This window comes from Listeria immobilis, assembly GCF_014322765.1.
Taxonomy (GTDB): Bacteria; Bacillota; Bacilli; order Lactobacillales; family Listeriaceae; genus Listeria; species Listeria immobilis.
The window spans coordinates 123,337-141,057 of the sequence record NZ_JAASTZ010000006.1 but is presented as its reverse complement, the minus strand read 5'-3'; the positions used below and the strand labels follow the sequence as shown (position 1 = coordinate 141,057).

Here is a 17,721-nt window from a genome sequence, read left to right as displayed (position 1 = left end):
CATATATTAATACTAGGTACTAAAACAAAATTATCAAAATATACAATCTACTTATAAAGGAGAATTATTATGAATTCAGAGAACCTACTTGCTCCAGAACTTTATAATATTACCGACGAGATTGCTAAATTTAGTTCTGAAAAAACGGCTTTAATTTGGAAAAATGAACATGATGAAACAAAAACTTGGAGTTACCGTCATTTGCTTGAACAAGCAAGTAAATTCGCAAATGTTGTAAAAAATGCTGGCGTAAAAAAAGGCGATCACGTTATCGTCATGACTCCTCGTCTGCTTGAAACGTATGCAATTTATATGGGCTTATGGAAAGCTGGTGCAATTATCATCCCTGCTTCTGAGTTACTTAAAGCCCATGACTTGGAGTATCGTATTCGCCACGCAAACGTAAAAGCGATTGTTTCCTATAATGGAATGACGGCTGAATTTGATAAAATTAACGACACTCCTTCTGTCTCTAAAAAAATTATTGTTGGTGGAAAATTGCCCGGTTGGGACCACTATGAAACATTGATGGAAACTGCTTCAAGCGATTTCGAACGAGTGGAAACTTCTCGTGATGATGCATGTTTGCTTGCTTTTACTAGCGGAACTACTGGTAATCCTAAAGGCGTTGTGCATATTCATGGTTGGGGTTACGCACATATTCGTATCGCAGCCGATCACTGGTTAGACATTCATGAAGATGATATTGTCTGGGCTACTGCTGGTCCTGGCTGGCAAAAATGGGTTTGGTCTCCTTTCTTATCTGTACTCGGAAAAGGCGCGACTGGCTTCGTTTATAATGGTCGTTTTATCCCTGAAAAACAACTTAACTTGCTTAGCGAAGAGAAAATTAACGTCCTATGCTGTACGCCAACCGAATATCGCTTAATGGCGAAAGTGAATAATTTGCGCGAACATGATTTAAGTTCATTGCGGAGCGCCGTTTCAGCTGGTGAGCCACTAAACCGAGAAGTAATTCAAGTTTTCCAAAATAATTTTGATATTAAAGTTCGGGATGGCTATGGTCAAACTGAGAGCACGCTATTGATTGGAACGCTTGTAGATACGCCAATTCGCCCCGGTTCAATGGGCAAACCAATTATGCCTGAATTTATGGCGATTATTGATGCTGATGGAAATCCGGTTGGTGTTGGGGAAATTGGTGATATTGCGATGCAGAGAGATTTCCCAGCATTATTTAAGGAATATTATAAAGAACCTGAACGCCTTCAAAAAGCGATTCGCGGTGACTATTTTGTTTCTGGTGACCGTGCGATTCGTGACGAAGATAACTATTACTGGTTCCAAGGTAGAAACGACGATATTATCATTAGCTCTGGTTATACAATCGGACCTTTTGAAGTGGAAGACGCCTTGACTCATCACCCTGCTGTAAAAGAAGTAGCTGTTGTCGCAAGCCCTGACGAAATCCGCGGCACCGTCGTAAAAGCTTTCATCGTCTTAAAAGATGGTTACGCAGGCACAGATGACCTTGTTCACGAGTTACAAACATTTACAAAGGAACAAACCGCACCTTACAAATACCCGCGCCGTATCGAGTTTACAAGCGCTCTGCCAAAAACCGATTCTGGAAAAATTCGTCGTGTGGAATTACGTGATGCTGAATTTGCGAGTATGCATAAATAATGTGATTGAAAAAAGTTCTCAAATGAGAACTTTTTTTATTCACTATGCTTTTTTTCAGTAAAGCCATTTTCTTTATGGAATTCTTCTGCATACATTTTTAACAAAATACCTTCTGAAATTGTTTTTGCATTAAATAATAAAGTTGGCAACAACGAAAAAACAACCACAAATGCTATTAGTAAAACCCCACCAACTAAAACTATTAAAGTTCCCAGCCATTCATTTTGAATAGATACTACTCCCGGCGAGCTGTCATTTCCAATGAACCACCATTTATTTAGCCTGTATATTTGTGTCCCCAAGACAATAGCCACTAATAAACCAATCGAAAGCTTTAAAAAAAATTTACTCCATACCTTAGTTACTGAGGATTCTTTTAATTTTATGCCATTTTTTTTCAAATAATTTAGCATCATCGCTTTACATCGGAAATAGCAAAGCAAAGCAACCACAAACAAATAACACAGCGCCACTAAAATATAATACTCCCCAAAAGGCTTATCACCATCAACTCTTATTCCTAAAAGTATGCTCACGGTAATAGTTTGAATCATTAAATATTTTGCCATCTGCCATCCAAAGTCTTCCAAAAGTTTATCGCTAGATTTCACTATAAAATAATAAATAAAGCTTATTAAAATCATTAGAATTAAAATGCTTGTTATAATGATAGAATTCTTCAAAGGTAGTACAGCCATAAAACCACAAAACAATCCAAGCATAAATAGTTGTATACCTCTTGAAGTGATGCTTTCTTTTGTATCTACTAATTGTTTAGCTTCTTCAAAAGAGATTTTACTCATTATGGTTTTCATTTGAAAGCTCCATTTCTACAGAAGTAGTGTTCCGATTCTCTTTAAATAGTTACTCAGTATACCACTCTTTTTCCGTCATACCATTTTCTTTGCGGAATTCTTCTGTGTATTTTTGAAGCAAATAGCTTTTCACGAATTCCGGGTAAAAAAACGTACCGGGAGGGCTATCAAAAGAATAAAGATAATCGCTCCCAAAACTGTCTGAGCGATAGGAACTAGCAATGTCGAAACCCACGAAGAGTCATTTAACAACCAAAACTTATTCATTCGATATACTTGCATACCACCTATCACAATAACTATTCCATAAATTACTGATTTATCAACAATTCTTCCCCATAGAGGAACTTTTAGAGTTTTATCAAAATCAGCTAACTCCTTTATTGCTAAATACTGTAAATATTTGTAAATTGCATACCCGACTAAAATTGCAACAACTACCGTAATAATGGTTTGCAGTAGGATTTGGGCTAAGTATTCTTCCTTTATCCCGCTCGAAAATGCTGCTAGTACAAACCATAATCCAAGCGAGAAGATACATGATACTATGCTAAAAATAATCGAACAACAAGAATAAAATCTGGTCAAATAGTTCTCAGAGAAGCATTTCGAAATTATCTTAAAAAAATAGATAATCGTCAATAAAATAACTAACCATTCCATTAATGCAAAAATAGGACTACTAACTACCCAACCGGATAAAGTGCTTGCTAGTAATATTTCAATAATAATTATTATTGCGAAAATACTATATCTCATAAACAATAATTTTTGGTTCATAAGCTTATTTATCTTTGTATAGGTAATTATCTGGCTTGCTTTATTAAAATCAATTTTCTCGACACTTTCTTTTATCTTTTTGTTGAATAAAATATTTGTTAATTTCATTTTATGCCCCATACCATTCTTTTTCAGTAGAATTGGTTGCCTTTCGAAATTCTTCTGCATGTTTCTTAACCACTTCTCCCCGAACAAAAAGATTCGGTTTAAACAGTAAGAAAGTGGGGATTAAGGTGATTATCAATAATAATGGGATACCAAAAACAATACCTATCACATCATCTGTAATATTACTAGAAATCTCTCCACTTACTCCCCTTAAATTTATAATCCAGGATTTATTCAGTCTATAAAATTGCATAACTACTAAAGCAACCACAACAGAGAGCCCAGAAAATCTTAACATAATAGTTAACACTTTCGAAATTTTATAATCTTGATTAAACGTTTTATTAATTTCTTCTAAAATCATATTTTTTTCAACTTTATGATAAAGATATAAAAAGACTAGTATAGCAATTAAAAACACAAAAAAGTTTATGATATAGCTGCCTCTTGTCATTCCAAGCCCCACCGCAAAATAGGATATATATGCTAGTTTAGCTATTGAATAGCAATAAGTTACATATCCATAATTTTTTAAAAAAGGAGGATATGCTCTAAAAAACTGATAACACATCACAATAATAATAAGTAATTCCGCTACAATCACAATACTATTAGAAATAATTAAACTTTTTTTTGTAAGAGCCAAAGCGAAACTAAATACCATTAAAACTGGAAAAGCTAGTCCTAGTATCAGAATAATAATTTTCTTCATTTCAATTGAAAAGTTTTGCTTTTTATCATTTTTCATAACCTGGTAAATGTCTTTCATTTTGAGACTATTATTTGCTTCTTCAAAGGAAACGGATGATAAAAAATCTTTCTTCATTTCCCGTACCATTCCTCTTCCGTAAATTCATATTCCACTCTATAGTTTTCTGCGTATTTTTTATAAATATATCCATCCACCACAACAGATGCATTTAAAAGGAGGGTGGGAAGTAGCGTGATTAGTATTAAAGCTGTAATACCAATAAATATAAAAACAGCTGATAATACTGTTCCTATGAGGGTTCCATTAAAACCCGAAAGAAACTCATAATTTGCCCCATCAATCCACCACTTATTAACCCTATAAACTTGCATTCCCACGATTACAACTACTATAAAACTCACTAACACAGTAGATAATACCTTTACTATCTTTATTGTTCTTTTTTTCTTTATTTGCTTCCCATCATCTGCCAGATACTTTGTCTGGATATTTTCAATAAGTTTGATTTGTATGACATAAAAGGATAGTCCATACATTCACAAAATATAAAGTGAAGCACCTATTCTATTTATAACATTACTATCTGATATTTCCAGAGAAGCTATGTAAAAAATGAGGGCTGTTTGCGTAAATAAATAAACAACCATTGTATATGCAGCTTTCCTGAAAAAAAGACTGCTTCTAAAGTAACCTACGCCAATAACTACAACTATAATTGATGCCACAATAGGAAACACATACCAGTTACTCGCAGAAAAAATACATATCAGCCAAGAAATAGCAGCAAATATAACTATCTTTAGTGACATAGGTAACAACTCTTTGCCAGTACCATTTAAGGTTTCATAAACATGATGTATTGAATTACTTTTTAATGAATCTACAAATGAAACTTGTTCTACTAGTTTAGAAAATGTTCTCATTGATTACCCCCATGTCTGAATATGTGTATTTAGCGTTGTTTACTTTTCTCCATACCATTCTTTTTCAGTAAATCCATACTCTTTTCGAAATTCTTCAGCATATTTTTTTATCAATCTTCCTTTAACATACTGTGAAGGTGAAAATAATAAGGTTGGCAATAAAGTAAAGCCGATAAGTAAGACCAATAGCCCGATACCCCAAATAGCATACTGTAAAAAGCCCGATGTTTCCAATGTTGTATTCATATTTATTAGCCACCATTTGTTTCCACGATAAAATAAGATAGAAATAATCACCACAGCGAGAAAAATACTTAAAATCTTAGTTATAGTCTTTGAAAATACTCTTTTTTTCGAGTTATGTATCTCCCCAAATGTCTCTTTCACATAAGTATTTGTACGAGCTCGTATAAATAAAAATGAGAATCCATAGCTTAAAATGATGTACAGTAAAGGAATAAGATGATATGTATCTGCCTTTACTCTTAAAAAAACAATCATAAAAAATATTGCCGCGGTCTGCCATACTAGAAATAGTACCGTGTTATAATTTAATATTTTAAAAATGGGCTTAAAAGTTACATACCTTACAACTAAAATGCTTAAAAAAAATAGAGCTCCAATTAAATATATTGCGTAATAGTTTGTTGATGGAAGGCCTAATAGAAGGGCAAACAATATACTTCCCACTATCTTACCAGTGTAGGAGGATGTATGTTCTATTTTTGAATTAAGTTGCTCTATTTCCTGAGAATTAATTTTTTGCTTTGCGTTCTCATAACTCACATTATTCATTATTTTTACCACCTCGGGATACCATTGTTGAAATCTTCTACGTCAACACGACCATTTTGTTTTCCAAACCAATCTTCCTTTATTTTGCCGATATTTCCGTCATTAAGATTCTTTTCTCTTTGATCATATAATTCATATTGTTCAGCTAACCATTTTTCTGCATCTTTGTCTGTACCAAATCCATTTATTCCATCCCAGCCTATCTTCCCGTTATTACCCAACCATTTAAATGGCGTTTGAAACTCAATCCCTTGAACCACCGTATTGATAGTTCCAGTTATCGCACCTGGTAGTCCTCCGTATTGAGCGCCTTCAAGAGGTCCTGCTTTTAATAAAAATAAATTAAGTCCTCCATACACTGATTTACTTGCATTACCATAAGCTGGACTTTTAGGATTGATATACTCATCATAAGCATAGGATGTTACGCTAAGTCCATCACCAATATAACCAATACCTTCGATAGCCACCTTGTTTGTTTTAACAAACTCAGAAACCGGCTTTAATTTTTTAAACAAATCAAGCCCTACCTTAGAGCTAGCTATGAGTTTAGCCCCTTCACTAGTCTTAGAAAGAATTTTAGTTGTATATCCAATTGGTGCAAGTACGCTCCAACCCTTTTCGCTTAATTTAATTAGTCCGCCATAAACAACAGCTTGCGTCGCCATCGATGCTTCACTAATATAAGAAGCAAATTTCGGACTATTCAGGACTTTTACAGCTGTATCTTTTGGTAACTTATTCCAGCTCTCTTGCGCAATGAAGATGCCAAGTGCCGCATTTTGAATACCTTCTGGAAATTTATCTAAAGCTCCTATTACATATCCAAATAAACGATCATTATTTTTAATTTTCTCAATCGCTGCCATTGGATTTTTCTCATATAAATCATTTATCTCTTTAATTGCTGCTTTCTTTGCCTTCTCTTCCATTTCCTTTTGTTGTTTTTTACTTTTTAATTCTGTAAACCAACTTTTATCCAAACCTACAGGCAATTGATATGTTCCATCGGCGTTTACAGTAGTGCCATTTAAAACTAAAACCCCCTGCATAGCTAACTTCATTTCATCTAAGCTACTAGTAAAAAGTTCTTTGGTTTCTGCATCAAACTCACGTAATTTTTCTATCTTCTTCTGCAACTCATCAATATCTTGTTGAAGATTATCTGACATTTGATCTAATTCTCTCCAATGATCCGATGCTGCATCCGATAGAGCAGCGACTACACTTGTTTTTATCACCTTCATAAACATGGATGTGCGTTCTACTGATTCCTTCATATTCCTTTTCGTCTCGATTTGTTCCTGTAAGTTATCTTCATCTAAATATCCCTCACTTGAAACATCCAAATCAGCCGCCTTATATTTCTGTAATTCTTGATTAAGCGTGTCGCAAGCTGATGTTACCTTTGTAATTGTCGGTAAAATAAGATCCATAAACAAGCCTTTCCCTGCTGTATAAGCAGTTCCTGACAGTGTATGACCATCTATTGCTTGGATAATCTTTTCGCTTCCGATTTTTAATTTATTAAGCGCTTCTTTTCCACTTGTTAAGTTTTTAGATAAAGCTTGTATCAATTTCTCTGAATCTTCACTTGAATAAATCAGTCCCAAGGAATTTCACCTCTTTGCTTGTATAATATTTCACGTTCATCATCAGCTTGAATTATTTCTTTTTTAAAGACACTGGCAAATTGTTCTTTAGCATCCATTACTCGCTGCCGAAATCTTCTTTCTTGATCGTCCATTCTCTGTTGTATTTGAAAGAAATCTGATTGCCTTTCTTTTACATTTTCATCATTCAACATTCTTAACTTCTGATAGCCTCTTTGAAAATCTTCTTCTAATTGATAAAGTAATCTTTCTACTTTTTGTTTTTCTTCTCTCAGCTTATCCAGCTGATTTTCTTTTTGAATAATTTGTTGGGTAAAAGCTGCCCGTTCTTGTTCGTGTATCTTCTCTCTCATTATTTTCATCCCTTAAAATTTAATCTGACTGTCTTGTAAGTCCATCATTTTGGCGATTTTAGGAAACTTTTCACTTTGTTCCTGAACACAATTTATTAAATCTACTAAATCTGATAACAATTGATTGTTAAGCTTTTTCCCGGATTTCATGCTAGAAAGGTTGCTCTTATCCAAAGAAACTTGTTCACCCTTATCTACAGAAACTGTTGCCACATCAGACACTGCCATCTGCGCTAAACCTGAATTTGAAGCAATATTCACCATTTTCATTATCCCTTTCTGTTTGTTCTATTTATATGAAACTATTTTAACATAAAAATAATGCATTATATACTCACTTCTATTCGCTAATTAGCTGCTTGTCATTTTTATAAACTAAAACATGGCTAGCGCTTGCTAGCCATGCATTTTAAATATTCAACTCACTCGCTGCTTCCTCATCCAACACTACTGTAAAATTAGGATGCAATTGGAAAATCGAGCTTGGGACGTTTTCGGTAACTTCACCTTGCAATGCTTTTTTAATAATAGCTGCTTTTTTCTTTCCATTTGCGAACATAATAACTTCTTTCGCATGCATAACACTTTTTGGACCCATTGTTACATAGTTTTTCGGTACGTTCTCTGGATTGCCACCAACCTCATCAAGCAAAACGTCGAACATACTTGGTAAGGAATCAACTGAAACAAGCCTAGTTTCATCGCCAAATTTAGTGACACCTGGAAGATTTCCACAAAAATGACCATCTTCGCCAATACCAATTAAAATCGCATCCAGTCCACCAACATGTTTTAAATGCGCCTCATGCTCGGTATAGTTTTTCGTATCAAGCACATGAATCTGCTCTTCTGGAATTCCCGCTGGATCAAAATACATTTCTTTTAAATTACCAACTGTCACACCAAATTTTTCTTCCCCAATTGGAATTTCATCAAAATTATAATAGCAAACATTCGTAAGCGGTGTCTTCTCACGCATTTCATTCACCAGCATTTCGTACATTCGTTTTGGCGTAGAGCCTGCTGTGATGGCCAGATGTACTTCCTTATCTTGATACATCTTCCCTAAAAGCAGCTGCATTGTAGTTTTACTCATATTTTCATAATCTTTTTCGATAATTATTTTCATTTTTTTCACCTCTCGCTTTGAATTACCTTTATGATAAAGTGTATAGTTACTATAGAGTCAAGCTGAAAGGATGATAATAATGAAACCGCTTTTATCCATTGGTGAAATGGCAAAGAAAAGTCAGTTATCCATACAACGACTGCGTTATTATGACAAAATCGGGCTTTTAGTTCCAGCATTTACCGATCCTACTTCTGGATATCGCTATTATGAAGCAATTCAAGAGGAACAATTAAATTTTATTCAAGCGCTACAATATATGGGGTTTTCCCTGCATGCAATTAAACAATACCTTGCTAAAAATGCTCCGGAAATTTTACCAGAGTTACTCGTTACATACCAGCAAAAATTACAAGAAGACGAAGCGCGAATTGCTCGAAAAAAATGGCTAATTAATCGTTATCAAGGATTATTAAGACGTTCGCCTGAGAAAACACAACCCGTAAAAACGGCTAGACTAATACTCACAGAGCCCTTGCAAATACCTATTCATCCCACTATTTTGAATGATTCATTATTTCACCAAGAAGTTCAAGCCTTGATAAGTCGGCTAAACCTATCCAAAAGCTACTCACAGTTTCCAGGCTATCTCATGCTAAATGGGCAAGCATATCTTTTCATTGAGCTAGATCACTCCGTTAAAGCAGCTGGAGAACGCTATTTGCTAGCAAGTGAACGACAACCGTTTTGCATGCCACAAAACTGGGAAATGAAGCCTAACAACGAAAACTATTTGCTACAGGAAACGGTTGCTTTGATTGATAAGAAGCTAGTTAACGGCTACTCCTATGAAACGAATTTATATTTTGAGTGACATTTTCTGAAGAATGGTTATAATAGAAAGAAATAAAGTGGAGGTGAGTGCGGTGGAGATTAAACAAATCAATGCAAAAGATACTCAAGATATTAGACACCGGGTTCTTCGCCCAGAGCAGCCTGAAAGTAATGCGATTTATCCGAATGATGATTTAGAAGGCACTTTTCATTTAGGTGCTTTTGAAAATGATGTTTTAATTGGAATTGCCAGTTTTTATCCAGAGAAATCGGCCATTATTATGAATTCTACCCAGTACCGAATCCGCGGGGTGGCGGCAGAACGCGGTATGCGCTTGAAAGGTGTAGGCTCAGCGTTACTTGCAGCAGGTGAAGCAGAAATTTGGCACCATAATGCCGAAATTATTTGGTGTAACGCACGTATTGTCGCAGTTGGTTTTTATGAAAAACATGGTTATCGTAAAGTTGGTAAATCATTTGTCATCCCTGGAATTGGAGAGCATTATTTAATGACGAAAGAAAATTTGACTGAATTATAAGAGATGGTTCAAGGGGGCTAGTTTTGACAGATTTTCCAAAGATTAAGAAAATGTATAAAATCACGGAACCAAATGGATTTACTAGTGAGGAAATTGAATCTATCCGGAATATTTTCGGTGCCTTGCCAAGGATTTTAGAGGATTATTACAAGGAACTTGGTAATGTGGAAAATCTAAACCAAACGCAGGATAGCATAACAAGAATTAATGACTTTCCGTATTGTAAGCACTCCGATTATCTGATTATTTGCGTAGAAAATCAACGTACCTGTGTTTGGGGGATTTTCAAGGATGATTTATCTAAGCCAAACCCTCCCGTTTACCATAGCTTCAATGAACAAGAATGGCATCTTGAATGTGAGAAATTGATGGATTTTCTTGAAGCAATGGCTTACCTACAAGCAATATTTGGACTTGATTATTCGCCTAAATTATTTCGTAGCGTGGAAAAAGAAGATGTTGATTACCTTCATGAAAATTTTGCAAATAAAAATGTTAGCTTTCGAGTGCATTGTGAAGGAGTTGAGTTTTTTGGTAACCATGATGATACGATTATAATGTTGTTTGAATCTGGGGGGTATTTTACCTATTCTTCTAGTAGCAAGGACCACTTTGATGAGATGGATCGAGTTTTATCTCTGTTGGGCGAAGAAATGTAGAAACAAACATTTTATCATTTGTTCACAAAAAATAAAACCACTCATAAGCTAGTGGTTTATAAAAAATTAAGAGAGCATGCGCTGGGCTGACCCCCAAAAGTTTAACTTTTGGGGGTCACTACACGCCAACATAGCTCTCTTTTTATATTCATATTTTCAAAATGCTAAGCGAATTCATCTTTATAATTTCGAATAAGGTTCAGAATGCAGCATCCAGGAAATTCCGTATACATCTTCGAAATGTCCCATTTTCCCGCCCCAGAACTGTTCTGCGTAGGGCATGGTAATTTTTACTTTCCCAGATTTGCTTATTCTTTCATAAAAAGCATCCGCCTCAGCTACTGCCACTGGGTCTTCATTATTTAATTCCAACATAATAGAAATCTGATTTGTTGCTGATACTGATTTCCCAAATGAATCTGCACAAAATAGTTTAGCCCCTAATACGGTAAACCCTCCGTGAGCTGTGGTATTTTCAAGGCTGTCCTTTGGAACTCCAAACATTTCACTTTGCTCCTCATTGACAGGTACACGAATAATATCCGTCGCTCCAAACACTTCCTCATAATAACTTAAAGCCTCTTTTGCATTATCAAAAGATAAATATGGATACAAGTCTGCCATCAAAATCACTCCTTCATTTTTTCTGGGCGTAAATAACGAAAACACCTCAGCCCTTTGCGGTTAAACTAGCTCAGGGTTTTTGAAAATTCGACGCCAAGTTTTGCTCATAATTATAACACAAACTATAAATGCCCCCAAGTCTGCAAGTGGGAATGCATACCAAATTCCATTTAAGCCAAAGAACTGCGGTAAAATAATAAGTAGCGGCACTAAGCAAATAATTTGGCGCATTAAGGAAATAATGAACGAAATCCGTGCTCTCCCAAGCGCTTGATACAGCCCACCACAAACTATTTGAAACCCAATTGTTGGTGCAGCTAATAGCATAAATCGAACAGCAGTCGTTCCTTCTGCTATAAGTTCCGGATCATCAGAGAAAATTCGAACTAGCATTCCTGGGAAAATCTCGACTAAACCCCAAGCAATTAACGACATAACTGTAGCAGCAAACATCGAAACTTTTACAGCTTTCATCACCCGCTCAAATTGTCTAGATCCATAGTTAAACCCAACAATTGGCTGCATCCCTTGAGTTACACCATTAATTGGCATAATAACAAAAGAAGCAATCCGGTTAGCAATCCCATAAACAGCAATAGCCATCGTTCCTCCGTAAATATTAAGCATCCAGTTTACTGCCACGGTTACAATACTACCAGCAGACATCATAATAAATGATGGGAACCCAATTGCCATAATCCGACGAATCAGTGGGAAATCCATCCGGAAAGTAAAGCCTTTTAATGATAAAGTACTTTTTCCAGATAAAAAATACACTAGAAGCCAAATCGCTCCAACCGCCTGAGCAATCACCGTTGCAAGCGCTGAGCCTCGAACACCCATGTTAAATCCCATAATAAAAATTGGATTTAAAATCATATTTAAAATAGCCGAAATAATCATTGTTAGCATGGCTGTTTTGGCATTACCTTCCGAACGAACGATATTATTCATTGCCATTCCAAAGGTTTGAAATACCGCGCCAAGCAAAATAAGTGACAAAAAATCACTCGCAATGCCATGAATATCAGCTGGTGCGCCAAAAAGCGTAATAAGTGGATCTAAAAAAATAAATGTAATAATAGCAATAAGAATACTAGATATAACTACCAACCAAATAACTTGATGAAATACTTTATTGGCGTTTTTTTGTTCCCCCGCACCAAGCGAACGAGAAATAATCGAAGCTCCACCAATCCCAAACATTGCCGCCATTGCCATAAGTATCATTTGTACAGGAAAAGCAATCGAAAGCGCTGCAACTCCGGAAGGCCCAACCCCATATGACACAAAAATCGTATCAACAATATTATACATACCCATTACGAACATACCAATAAATGCCGGAATCGACAATCTAGCCATAAGGGATGAAATACTATCTTCTCCTAATCGTTTACTCTGTTCTTTCATTCAATCGCTCCTCCTTCAACTGCTGTCATCGCATTTTCAGATAGTCGTCCTAACAAATGCACTAACTCGTCTTTTTCTTTTCCACTAAAACCCGCTGTTAATTGCGCTGTCCAGTTGCTTGTCACTTCTTCAATTAACGCACGCATCTGAACACCTTTTTCTGTCACAAATATCCGTTGAATACGTCTATCTTTCTTATCCATTTCGCGACGAATCATTTCTAATTCTTCTAACCGTTTGATATGCCTCGTCACATTCGCCTTGTCCACCATAAAACGTTTCGCCATGGATTCTTGAGAAATGCCATCTTCTCTATAAAGCGTCCATAAGTACCGTAGCTGACCAATATTAAGACCCGTTTCAAGCAACTTTTTATTTTTAAAAGTACTCTCCGAACGATGAATAGTCGCAATGGCTTTTGCTAGTTGCTCTTGTCTTTCCGTCATTTCCTCTACTCCTTTAAAAAAATCCATCCCACCTAATTAGTTGCGGCATCAACCATTATTAGTATAGCAATAATATAGTTGACTGCGCAACCATTTATTTCCCGGGTAATAATTTGACTTCCTACCTTACTTTTGTAAAAATAAAGAGAAGAGAAAGGGTGCTATCTGTCATGCATATGAAACTATTAAAAAATAGATATCCTAATATAATTTTTTCTAAAAACCCGATTAAGGCAAGTCTTGATGTGCTTTCTTTTTTTGAAGAGCCTTATTATTTTACAATTCCTAAAAGTAACCTTTCAGATGAAGAAGCTAGCCTACTAAAAACATTATTTCCCGAACCAGTACCGACTTTTCAAAAAAAAGCAACTCAATTTTGGTTTGATTTATTATTTGGGAGTAGCGAGCTTACCATCCCAACTGAAAAGAATGCCTATCGAATTACTCAATTTCATCTCAAAACAGATGCAACCAAAAGCATGTTACTAGAATGGCAGAAAGCTTTACTAAGTTTCTTTAGCCCAGAAGCTGAATTGATTATGTTTTCTGCTCACTACGGTGTTATCATCGAGAAATCTACTAATTCGCTTATTGGTGAGGAAGAATTGGAAGCAGTTGCTAGTACACTTGAAAGCGATTTTTATATGCAGTCCACTTTTTTCATGGGTTTTTTTCATCCGCTGACTATCCGGCTTCGTGATTTGTTTGCAGAGGAGCGAGCGATTTTTAGTTTGGATAATAGGACAATTGTTCAAACAGTCGCTTCGGAAAGTTTGAAAGTAATTGCGCTTCGAATGAAAGAAAGTCTACTTACTAATGAGCTTAAAGATTTTCTCACCCAAGACGATACATGGATTCCGCTAATTCATACGCTATTTAAAAATCAAGGAAACATTAGTCTCACTGCGAAAGAACTCTTTATGCACCGAAATACCATTCAATATCGTTTGGACAAATTTCACGAACAAACAAACCTCTCACTTCGCAAAATGGATGGATTGCTTCTTGCTTATCTGGCAACACTTCCAAACAACATTAACAATAGTGATCAGGACTAACGATTTTTTCTTTCTACTTGACTTAAAGTGCACTTCAAGGACTAGACTTGATTTATCAACGAGTAAAGGAGAAATGGAAATGGTGAAAAATGAAAAAGTAATCGTCATCACTGGCGCATCCAGTGGAATCGGTGAAACTACCGCTAAACTTTTAGCTGAACAAGGTAATAAAGTCGTTTTAGGTGCTCGTAGAAAAGAAAATTTAGAACGAATTACGAGTGAAATTAAGGCAAGTGGTGGCGAGGCTGTTTTCCAAATAACAGATGTAACCAAACACACTGACGTTGAAGCATTGGCACAACTTGCATTAACCGAATTTAAACAAATCGATGTTTGGATCAACAATGCTGGTTTAATGCCGCATTCTACTTTTGATAAATTGAAGGTAAACGAATGGGATCAAATGGTTGATGTTAATATTAAAGGCGTTCTTTATGGAATAGCCGCAGCACTTCCAGACATGCGCCAAAGGAAAACGGGCCACTTTATCAACTTATCATCTGTCGCTGGTCACCAAACACATTCTGGCGGTGGCGTTTATAGTGGAACGAAATATGCCGTTCGTGCAATTAGTGAAGCACTTCGCCAAGAGGAAGCAGCAGCTAAGAGTAACATTCGCGTAACCATTATTTCTCCTGGAGCTGTCGCAACCGAATTGCCGAACACTATCACAGATGAAGATTTAAAAGGTGGCATCGATCAACTTTACGAAGCGGTCGCAATTAGCCCGGATAGAATCGCTGAAACAATTCTATTTGCCGTCAACACACCTGAAGACACTACCATGAATGAAATACTCTTGCGCCCAACTATTCAGCAACCATGATTTCAAGTATAGGAGTGAACATAATGAATATTAAAGAAGCCAGCGAAACAACTGGTGTTTCTGCAGACACCATTCGCTATTATGAACGGATTGGCTTAATCCCCAATATTAGTCGCAACGAAAACGGTGTGCGCAAATTTGATGAGGAAGATTTGCGCTGGATTAATTTCAGTCGTCAAATGCGGCGTGCTGGAATATCCATTGAAGCGCTAATTGATTATTTAGTTCTTTTTCGCGAAGGAGAAAAAACGCTAGAACCTCGGATGGAATTATTAAAAGAACAACGCGCAGAACTTCAAGATCGGATTGATATGATGCAAGAAGCACTAGAACGGCTCGACTTTAAAATCGAAAACTATGATACGCATCTTATCCCAGCTCAAAAGAAATTAAAAGAATTTTAAGGCAAAAAATAAACCCGCAAACTTTTTAATGAAGGTTTGTGGGTTTTCCTTGTTATTTTACTACATAAGCTAAAATATCTTCTGGTTTCTCAAAGACATACTCTGCTGCTTCAAATCCCTCAGTAGATTTCGCACCCCAGAGCGCTAAGCCAAAATGAACACCGGCCGCATGGGCACATTTCATATCATAAGAAGAGTCGCCAATATAAATGACTTCATGGGGTTCACGCTCAAGAAGTTCTAGGCTTTTAAGCAATGGATCTGGGTGTGGTTTATGGTTTTCAGTATCACTGGCACAAACAATCGCTTCAAAATGATCATGGATTCCAAATGGATAAAAACCTTTGTCCATTTCTAGTGAGTTTTTAGATGTGACGACACCACTTTCTGGAATCGCATGAAGCACTTTATGAATTCCATCAAAAACTTCTACTTCATCAATAAAAGACGCTTCTCGTTCAATCCACTTAGCGAGTATCCGCTCCTCATCTAATATATTTAGTTGTTCAAGCGCCGTCGCACCAGTAATTCCTAGCACAAACCGTAACTCAGCTAAATCGTAAGTCAATCCTTCTTCTGCTAAAACGGCCTGAAGTGAATACAAGACTGCTCTTTCTGTATCCAAAATCGTTCCATCTACATCAAAAATAATTGTTTTATACACGAAAACTCCCCCTTCATCATTGAGCAAAATTGTGATAGTGATGAGTTGTATACCTTGTTTTTTCGATACTTTTTTCATTCTTAAAATCAGCACCATCGAGGCCTTTATTCTCAAGTAAATGTCGAAATTCGCGCAAACTTCCTTGCGTACTTTCATTTAATTCAAATTCAATATTATCGCAACTAAAGGTTAAGCAAATTTCGTTTCTATCAGTAGTCAACGCAATATTACGCAATTTTGCAACTGGGAAAGTTTGTCGTTTTTTCATACCTAAGCTGAAATTCTGGTCAAAAACAAGATAATCTCTATCGATGTAAAACTCTCCGAATTGATATTCTAGTCCTAAAGATGAATAAATCTTGCATACACCTTCTAGTTTCATACCATCCGCCTCCTTCATCACCTTATATATTAGTTTTAAATGATGAAATGGGTTTCATGTCAAGCAATTTATCAGAAAAATTTTCTAAACCGTTTTTCTTCTGATTAATTCATGCTTAATTTGAATATTTTGCCGTTTTCCCTGTTCAAAAATAGCAAAAGCATTTTCGCCTAATTTTTTCAAGTGGTGATCAAGCGTTGTAATTTCCATCGCTTTTCCAATTGCCAAGTTTTCTTGCCCCAGAATCGCCACATCTTCTGGTATCCGAAGCCCAAGCTCTTTCGCATGAAACATAATCCCAGCCGCAACTTCATCACCATTTGCATAAAAAGCATCCGGCCAATCTTTCCCTTCACCAAAAAAGTGCTTCCCCGCTTTTAGTCCATCTTCAAAAGTATAGCATTCACTTAAAAAGCGATTTTCCTCTGTAGGACCAAATACTTGTTCATAAGCTTTAATTTTTCCATATGTACTTGTACTTTCATTGGATTCTCGTCCAGCTGTGAAGGCAACTTTTTTATAACCCTCTGCTTGTAAAAAAAGAAAACCATCACGATAAGCATCAATTCTATCAATGAAAGAACAAGATATTTCGGGAGAATCGACATACTCACAAGCAATAATTGGTCCATATGCGAGGTACGGCAAAATCACATCCCAATTATTGGCACGCGAAGTAATAATTAGCCCATCGACTTGTTTAGTTTTCAGACGCATCAAATATTTTTCTTCCTCTTTCGTATCATACCCTGTTGGAAAAAGTGTTACAGAATACCTATTTTTAAAGGCCGCCTCAAGAACTCCATTAACAATTTTGTCAAACCAAGGGTGGTCATTATAAGGCAAAATGATACCAATTGTATTAGTTTTCCCAAGCGCCAAGTCTGTAGCAATACGGTTAGGAGAATAATCAAGTTCATCAATAATTGCTTGAACACGTTCTCGCTTCTCCTCCGCCACATATGGATGATTATTAAGCACACGCGAAACTGTCGTCACGGAAACTCCTGCCAATTTGGCAATTTCTTTAATATTCGGCATCCTAAAAACCTCATTC

23 protein-coding genes are annotated in these 17,721 nt (G+C 36.1%); 7 read left to right on the top strand and 16 right to left on the bottom strand.

Features of this window, described 5'->3' with window-relative positions:
- Positions 1-69 precede the first annotated feature (69 nt).
- Positions 70-1,647, top strand: a complete 1,578-nt coding sequence (gene mbcS / locus HCJ50_RS06275) for an acyl-CoA synthetase MbcS (RefSeq protein ID WP_185395641.1) — start codon at positions 70-72, stop codon at positions 1,645-1,647.
- A 35-nt stretch (positions 1,648-1,682) separates the two neighbouring features.
- On the opposite strand, the gene HCJ50_RS06270 is transcribed toward mbcS, so the two are convergent.
- The 10 genes from HCJ50_RS06270 to HCJ50_RS06230 form a co-directional block, all read right to left on the bottom strand.
- Complete coding sequence (locus tag HCJ50_RS06270; RefSeq protein WP_185347756.1) at positions 1,683-2,462, bottom strand: hypothetical protein; 780 nt, start codon at positions 2,460-2,462, stop codon at positions 1,683-1,685.
- A gap of 129 nt (positions 2,463-2,591) precedes the next feature.
- The gene (locus HCJ50_RS06265) at positions 2,592-3,350 is read right to left on the bottom strand and encodes a hypothetical protein (protein WP_185347757.1); all 759 of its coding nucleotides are present in this window, start codon (positions 3,348-3,350) and stop codon (positions 2,592-2,594) included.
- Position 3,351: 1 nt separating this feature from the next.
- On the bottom strand, positions 3,352-4,176 hold the full coding sequence (locus HCJ50_RS06260; RefSeq protein ID WP_185347759.1) for a hypothetical protein: 825 nt from the start codon (positions 4,174-4,176) through the stop codon (positions 3,352-3,354).
- Positions 4,173-4,433, bottom strand: coding sequence for a hypothetical protein (locus HCJ50_RS15765; RefSeq protein WP_376699627.1), 261 nt, complete (start codon positions 4,431-4,433; stop codon positions 4,173-4,175). Before HCJ50_RS15765 ends, HCJ50_RS06260 begins: the two co-directional genes overlap by 4 nt.
- 165 nt (positions 4,434-4,598) lie before the next feature.
- Entirely contained in the window at positions 4,599-4,985 is a 387-nt protein-coding gene (locus HCJ50_RS15760; protein WP_260443054.1) for a hypothetical protein, read from the bottom strand.
- Between the two features lie 39 nt (positions 4,986-5,024).
- Entirely contained in the window at positions 5,025-5,780 is a 756-nt protein-coding gene (locus HCJ50_RS06250) for a G protein-coupled receptor family protein (RefSeq protein ID WP_185347761.1), read from the bottom strand.
- A gap of 5 nt (positions 5,781-5,785) precedes the next feature.
- Positions 5,786-7,393, bottom strand: coding sequence for a T7SS effector LXG polymorphic toxin (locus HCJ50_RS06245; RefSeq protein WP_185347763.1), 1,608 nt, complete (start codon positions 7,391-7,393; stop codon positions 5,786-5,788).
- A complete protein-coding gene (locus HCJ50_RS06240) occupies positions 7,384-7,746 on the bottom strand; it encodes a hypothetical protein (protein WP_185347765.1) in 363 nt (120 codons plus the stop codon). The genes HCJ50_RS06245 and HCJ50_RS06240 overlap by 10 nt, the downstream gene beginning before the upstream one ends.
- Before the next feature lie 12 nt (positions 7,747-7,758).
- Positions 7,759-8,010: a hypothetical protein gene (locus HCJ50_RS06235; protein ID WP_185347844.1), complete on the bottom strand. Its 252-nt coding sequence runs from the start codon at positions 8,008-8,010 to the stop codon at positions 7,759-7,761.
- A gap of 145 nt (positions 8,011-8,155) precedes the next feature.
- Positions 8,156-8,875 (bottom strand): glucosamine-6-phosphate deaminase, encoded by a 720-nt coding sequence (locus tag HCJ50_RS06230; RefSeq protein ID WP_185347767.1) that lies wholly within the window; start codon positions 8,873-8,875, stop codon positions 8,156-8,158.
- Between the two features lie 79 nt (positions 8,876-8,954).
- Between HCJ50_RS06230 and HCJ50_RS06225 the strand changes: the two genes are divergently transcribed.
- The 3 genes from HCJ50_RS06225 to HCJ50_RS06215 are packed head-to-tail and all read left to right on the top strand — an operon-like array spanning position 8,955 to position 10,847.
- Positions 8,955-9,689 (top strand): MerR family transcriptional regulator, encoded by a 735-nt coding sequence (locus tag HCJ50_RS06225; RefSeq protein ID WP_185347769.1) that lies wholly within the window; start codon positions 8,955-8,957, stop codon positions 9,687-9,689.
- Between the two features lie 52 nt (positions 9,690-9,741).
- Entirely contained in the window at positions 9,742-10,188 is a 447-nt protein-coding gene (locus tag HCJ50_RS06220) for a GNAT family N-acetyltransferase (RefSeq protein ID WP_185347771.1), read from the top strand.
- 23 nt (positions 10,189-10,211) lie between these two features.
- Positions 10,212-10,847: a hypothetical protein gene (locus HCJ50_RS06215; protein ID WP_185347773.1), complete on the top strand. Its 636-nt coding sequence runs from the start codon at positions 10,212-10,214 to the stop codon at positions 10,845-10,847.
- Between the two features lie 180 nt (positions 10,848-11,027).
- Here the strand turns inward: HCJ50_RS06215 and HCJ50_RS06210 are convergent, their stop codons facing one another.
- The 3 genes from HCJ50_RS06210 to HCJ50_RS06200 are packed head-to-tail and all read right to left on the bottom strand — an operon-like array spanning position 11,028 to position 13,330.
- Positions 11,028-11,471: a VOC family protein gene (locus HCJ50_RS06210; protein ID WP_185347775.1), complete on the bottom strand. Its 444-nt coding sequence runs from the start codon at positions 11,469-11,471 to the stop codon at positions 11,028-11,030.
- Between the two features lie 60 nt (positions 11,472-11,531).
- A complete protein-coding gene (locus HCJ50_RS06205; protein WP_185347777.1) occupies positions 11,532-12,884 on the bottom strand; it encodes an MATE family efflux transporter in 1,353 nt (450 codons plus the stop codon).
- Positions 12,881-13,330, bottom strand: a complete 450-nt coding sequence (locus tag HCJ50_RS06200; RefSeq protein ID WP_185347779.1) for a MarR family winged helix-turn-helix transcriptional regulator — start codon at positions 13,328-13,330, stop codon at positions 12,881-12,883. The genes HCJ50_RS06205 and HCJ50_RS06200 overlap by 4 nt, the downstream gene beginning before the upstream one ends.
- Positions 13,331-13,500: 170 nt before the next feature.
- On the opposite strand from HCJ50_RS06200, the gene HCJ50_RS06195 reads away from it, so the two are divergent.
- The 3 genes from HCJ50_RS06195 to HCJ50_RS06185 all read left to right on the top strand — a co-directional run bounded on the left by HCJ50_RS06195 (position 13,501) and on the right by HCJ50_RS06185 (position 15,618).
- Positions 13,501-14,388 carry a PucR family transcriptional regulator gene (locus HCJ50_RS06195; RefSeq protein WP_185347781.1) on the top strand — a complete coding sequence of 296 codons (888 nt, stop codon included), beginning with the start codon at positions 13,501-13,503 and terminating at the stop codon, positions 14,386-14,388.
- A 79-nt stretch (positions 14,389-14,467) separates the two neighbouring features.
- Positions 14,468-15,214, top strand: a complete 747-nt coding sequence (locus tag HCJ50_RS06190) for an SDR family oxidoreductase (protein WP_376698689.1) — start codon at positions 14,468-14,470, stop codon at positions 15,212-15,214.
- Between the two features lie 23 nt (positions 15,215-15,237).
- Complete coding sequence (locus HCJ50_RS06185) at positions 15,238-15,618, top strand: MerR family transcriptional regulator (RefSeq protein WP_185347785.1); 381 nt, start codon at positions 15,238-15,240, stop codon at positions 15,616-15,618.
- A gap of 52 nt (positions 15,619-15,670) precedes the next feature.
- Here the strand turns inward: HCJ50_RS06185 and HCJ50_RS06180 are convergent, their stop codons facing one another.
- From HCJ50_RS06180 to HCJ50_RS06170, 3 genes are all read right to left on the bottom strand, one after another.
- On the bottom strand, positions 15,671-16,282 hold the full coding sequence (locus HCJ50_RS06180) for an HAD family hydrolase (RefSeq protein ID WP_185347787.1): 612 nt from the start codon (positions 16,280-16,282) through the stop codon (positions 15,671-15,673).
- Positions 16,283-16,298: 16 nt separating this feature from the next.
- A complete protein-coding gene (locus HCJ50_RS06175; protein WP_185347789.1) occupies positions 16,299-16,664 on the bottom strand; it encodes an RpiR family transcriptional regulator in 366 nt (121 codons plus the stop codon).
- 84 nt (positions 16,665-16,748) lie between these two features.
- Positions 16,749-17,705: a LacI family DNA-binding transcriptional regulator gene (locus tag HCJ50_RS06170; protein ID WP_185347791.1), complete on the bottom strand. Its 957-nt coding sequence runs from the start codon at positions 17,703-17,705 to the stop codon at positions 16,749-16,751.
- Positions 17,706-17,721: the final 16 nt, after the last annotated feature.

Coding starts and splice junctions, on each gene's coding strand:
- mbcS (WP_185395641.1), top strand. CDS start 70: ATGAATTCAGAGAACCTACTTGCTCCAGAACTTTATAATATTACCGAC.
- HCJ50_RS06270 (WP_185347756.1), bottom strand. CDS start 2,462: ATGAAAACCATAATGAGTAAAATCTCTTTTGAAGAAGCTAAACAATTA.
- HCJ50_RS06265 (WP_185347757.1), bottom strand. CDS start 3,350: ATGAAATTAACAAATATTTTATTCAACAAAAAGATAAAAGAAAGTGTC.
- HCJ50_RS06260 (WP_185347759.1), bottom strand. CDS start 4,176: ATGAAGAAAGATTTTTTATCATCCGTTTCCTTTGAAGAAGCAAATAAT.
- HCJ50_RS15765 (WP_376699627.1), bottom strand. CDS start 4,433: ATGCAAGTTTATAGGGTTAATAAGTGGTGGATTGATGGGGCAAATTAT.
- HCJ50_RS15760 (WP_260443054.1), bottom strand. CDS start 4,985: ATGAGAACATTTTCTAAACTAGTAGAACAAGTTTCATTTGTAGATTCA.
- HCJ50_RS06250 (WP_185347761.1), bottom strand. CDS start 5,780: ATGAATAATGTGAGTTATGAGAACGCAAAGCAAAAAATTAATTCTCAG.
- HCJ50_RS06240 (WP_185347765.1), bottom strand. CDS start 7,746: ATGAGAGAGAAGATACACGAACAAGAACGGGCAGCTTTTACCCAACAA.
- HCJ50_RS06235 (WP_185347844.1), bottom strand. CDS start 8,010: ATGGTGAATATTGCTTCAAATTCAGGTTTAGCGCAGATGGCAGTGTCT.
- HCJ50_RS06230 (WP_185347767.1), bottom strand. CDS start 8,875: ATGAAAATAATTATCGAAAAAGATTATGAAAATATGAGTAAAACTACA.
- HCJ50_RS06225 (WP_185347769.1), top strand. CDS start 8,955: ATGAAACCGCTTTTATCCATTGGTGAAATGGCAAAGAAAAGTCAGTTA.
- HCJ50_RS06210 (WP_185347775.1), bottom strand. CDS start 11,471: ATGGCAGACTTGTATCCATATTTATCTTTTGATAATGCAAAAGAGGCT.
- HCJ50_RS06205 (WP_185347777.1), bottom strand. CDS start 12,884: ATGAAAGAACAGAGTAAACGATTAGGAGAAGATAGTATTTCATCCCTT.
- HCJ50_RS06200 (WP_185347779.1), bottom strand. CDS start 13,330: ATGACGGAAAGACAAGAGCAACTAGCAAAAGCCATTGCGACTATTCAT.
- HCJ50_RS06195 (WP_185347781.1), top strand. CDS start 13,501: ATGCATATGAAACTATTAAAAAATAGATATCCTAATATAATTTTTTCT.
- HCJ50_RS06190 (WP_376698689.1), top strand. CDS start 14,468: ATGGTGAAAAATGAAAAAGTAATCGTCATCACTGGCGCATCCAGTGGA.
- HCJ50_RS06185 (WP_185347785.1), top strand. CDS start 15,238: ATGAATATTAAAGAAGCCAGCGAAACAACTGGTGTTTCTGCAGACACC.
- HCJ50_RS06175 (WP_185347789.1), bottom strand. CDS start 16,664: ATGAAACTAGAAGGTGTATGCAAGATTTATTCATCTTTAGGACTAGAA.
- HCJ50_RS06170 (WP_185347791.1), bottom strand. CDS start 17,705: ATGCCGAATATTAAAGAAATTGCCAAATTGGCAGGAGTTTCCGTGACG.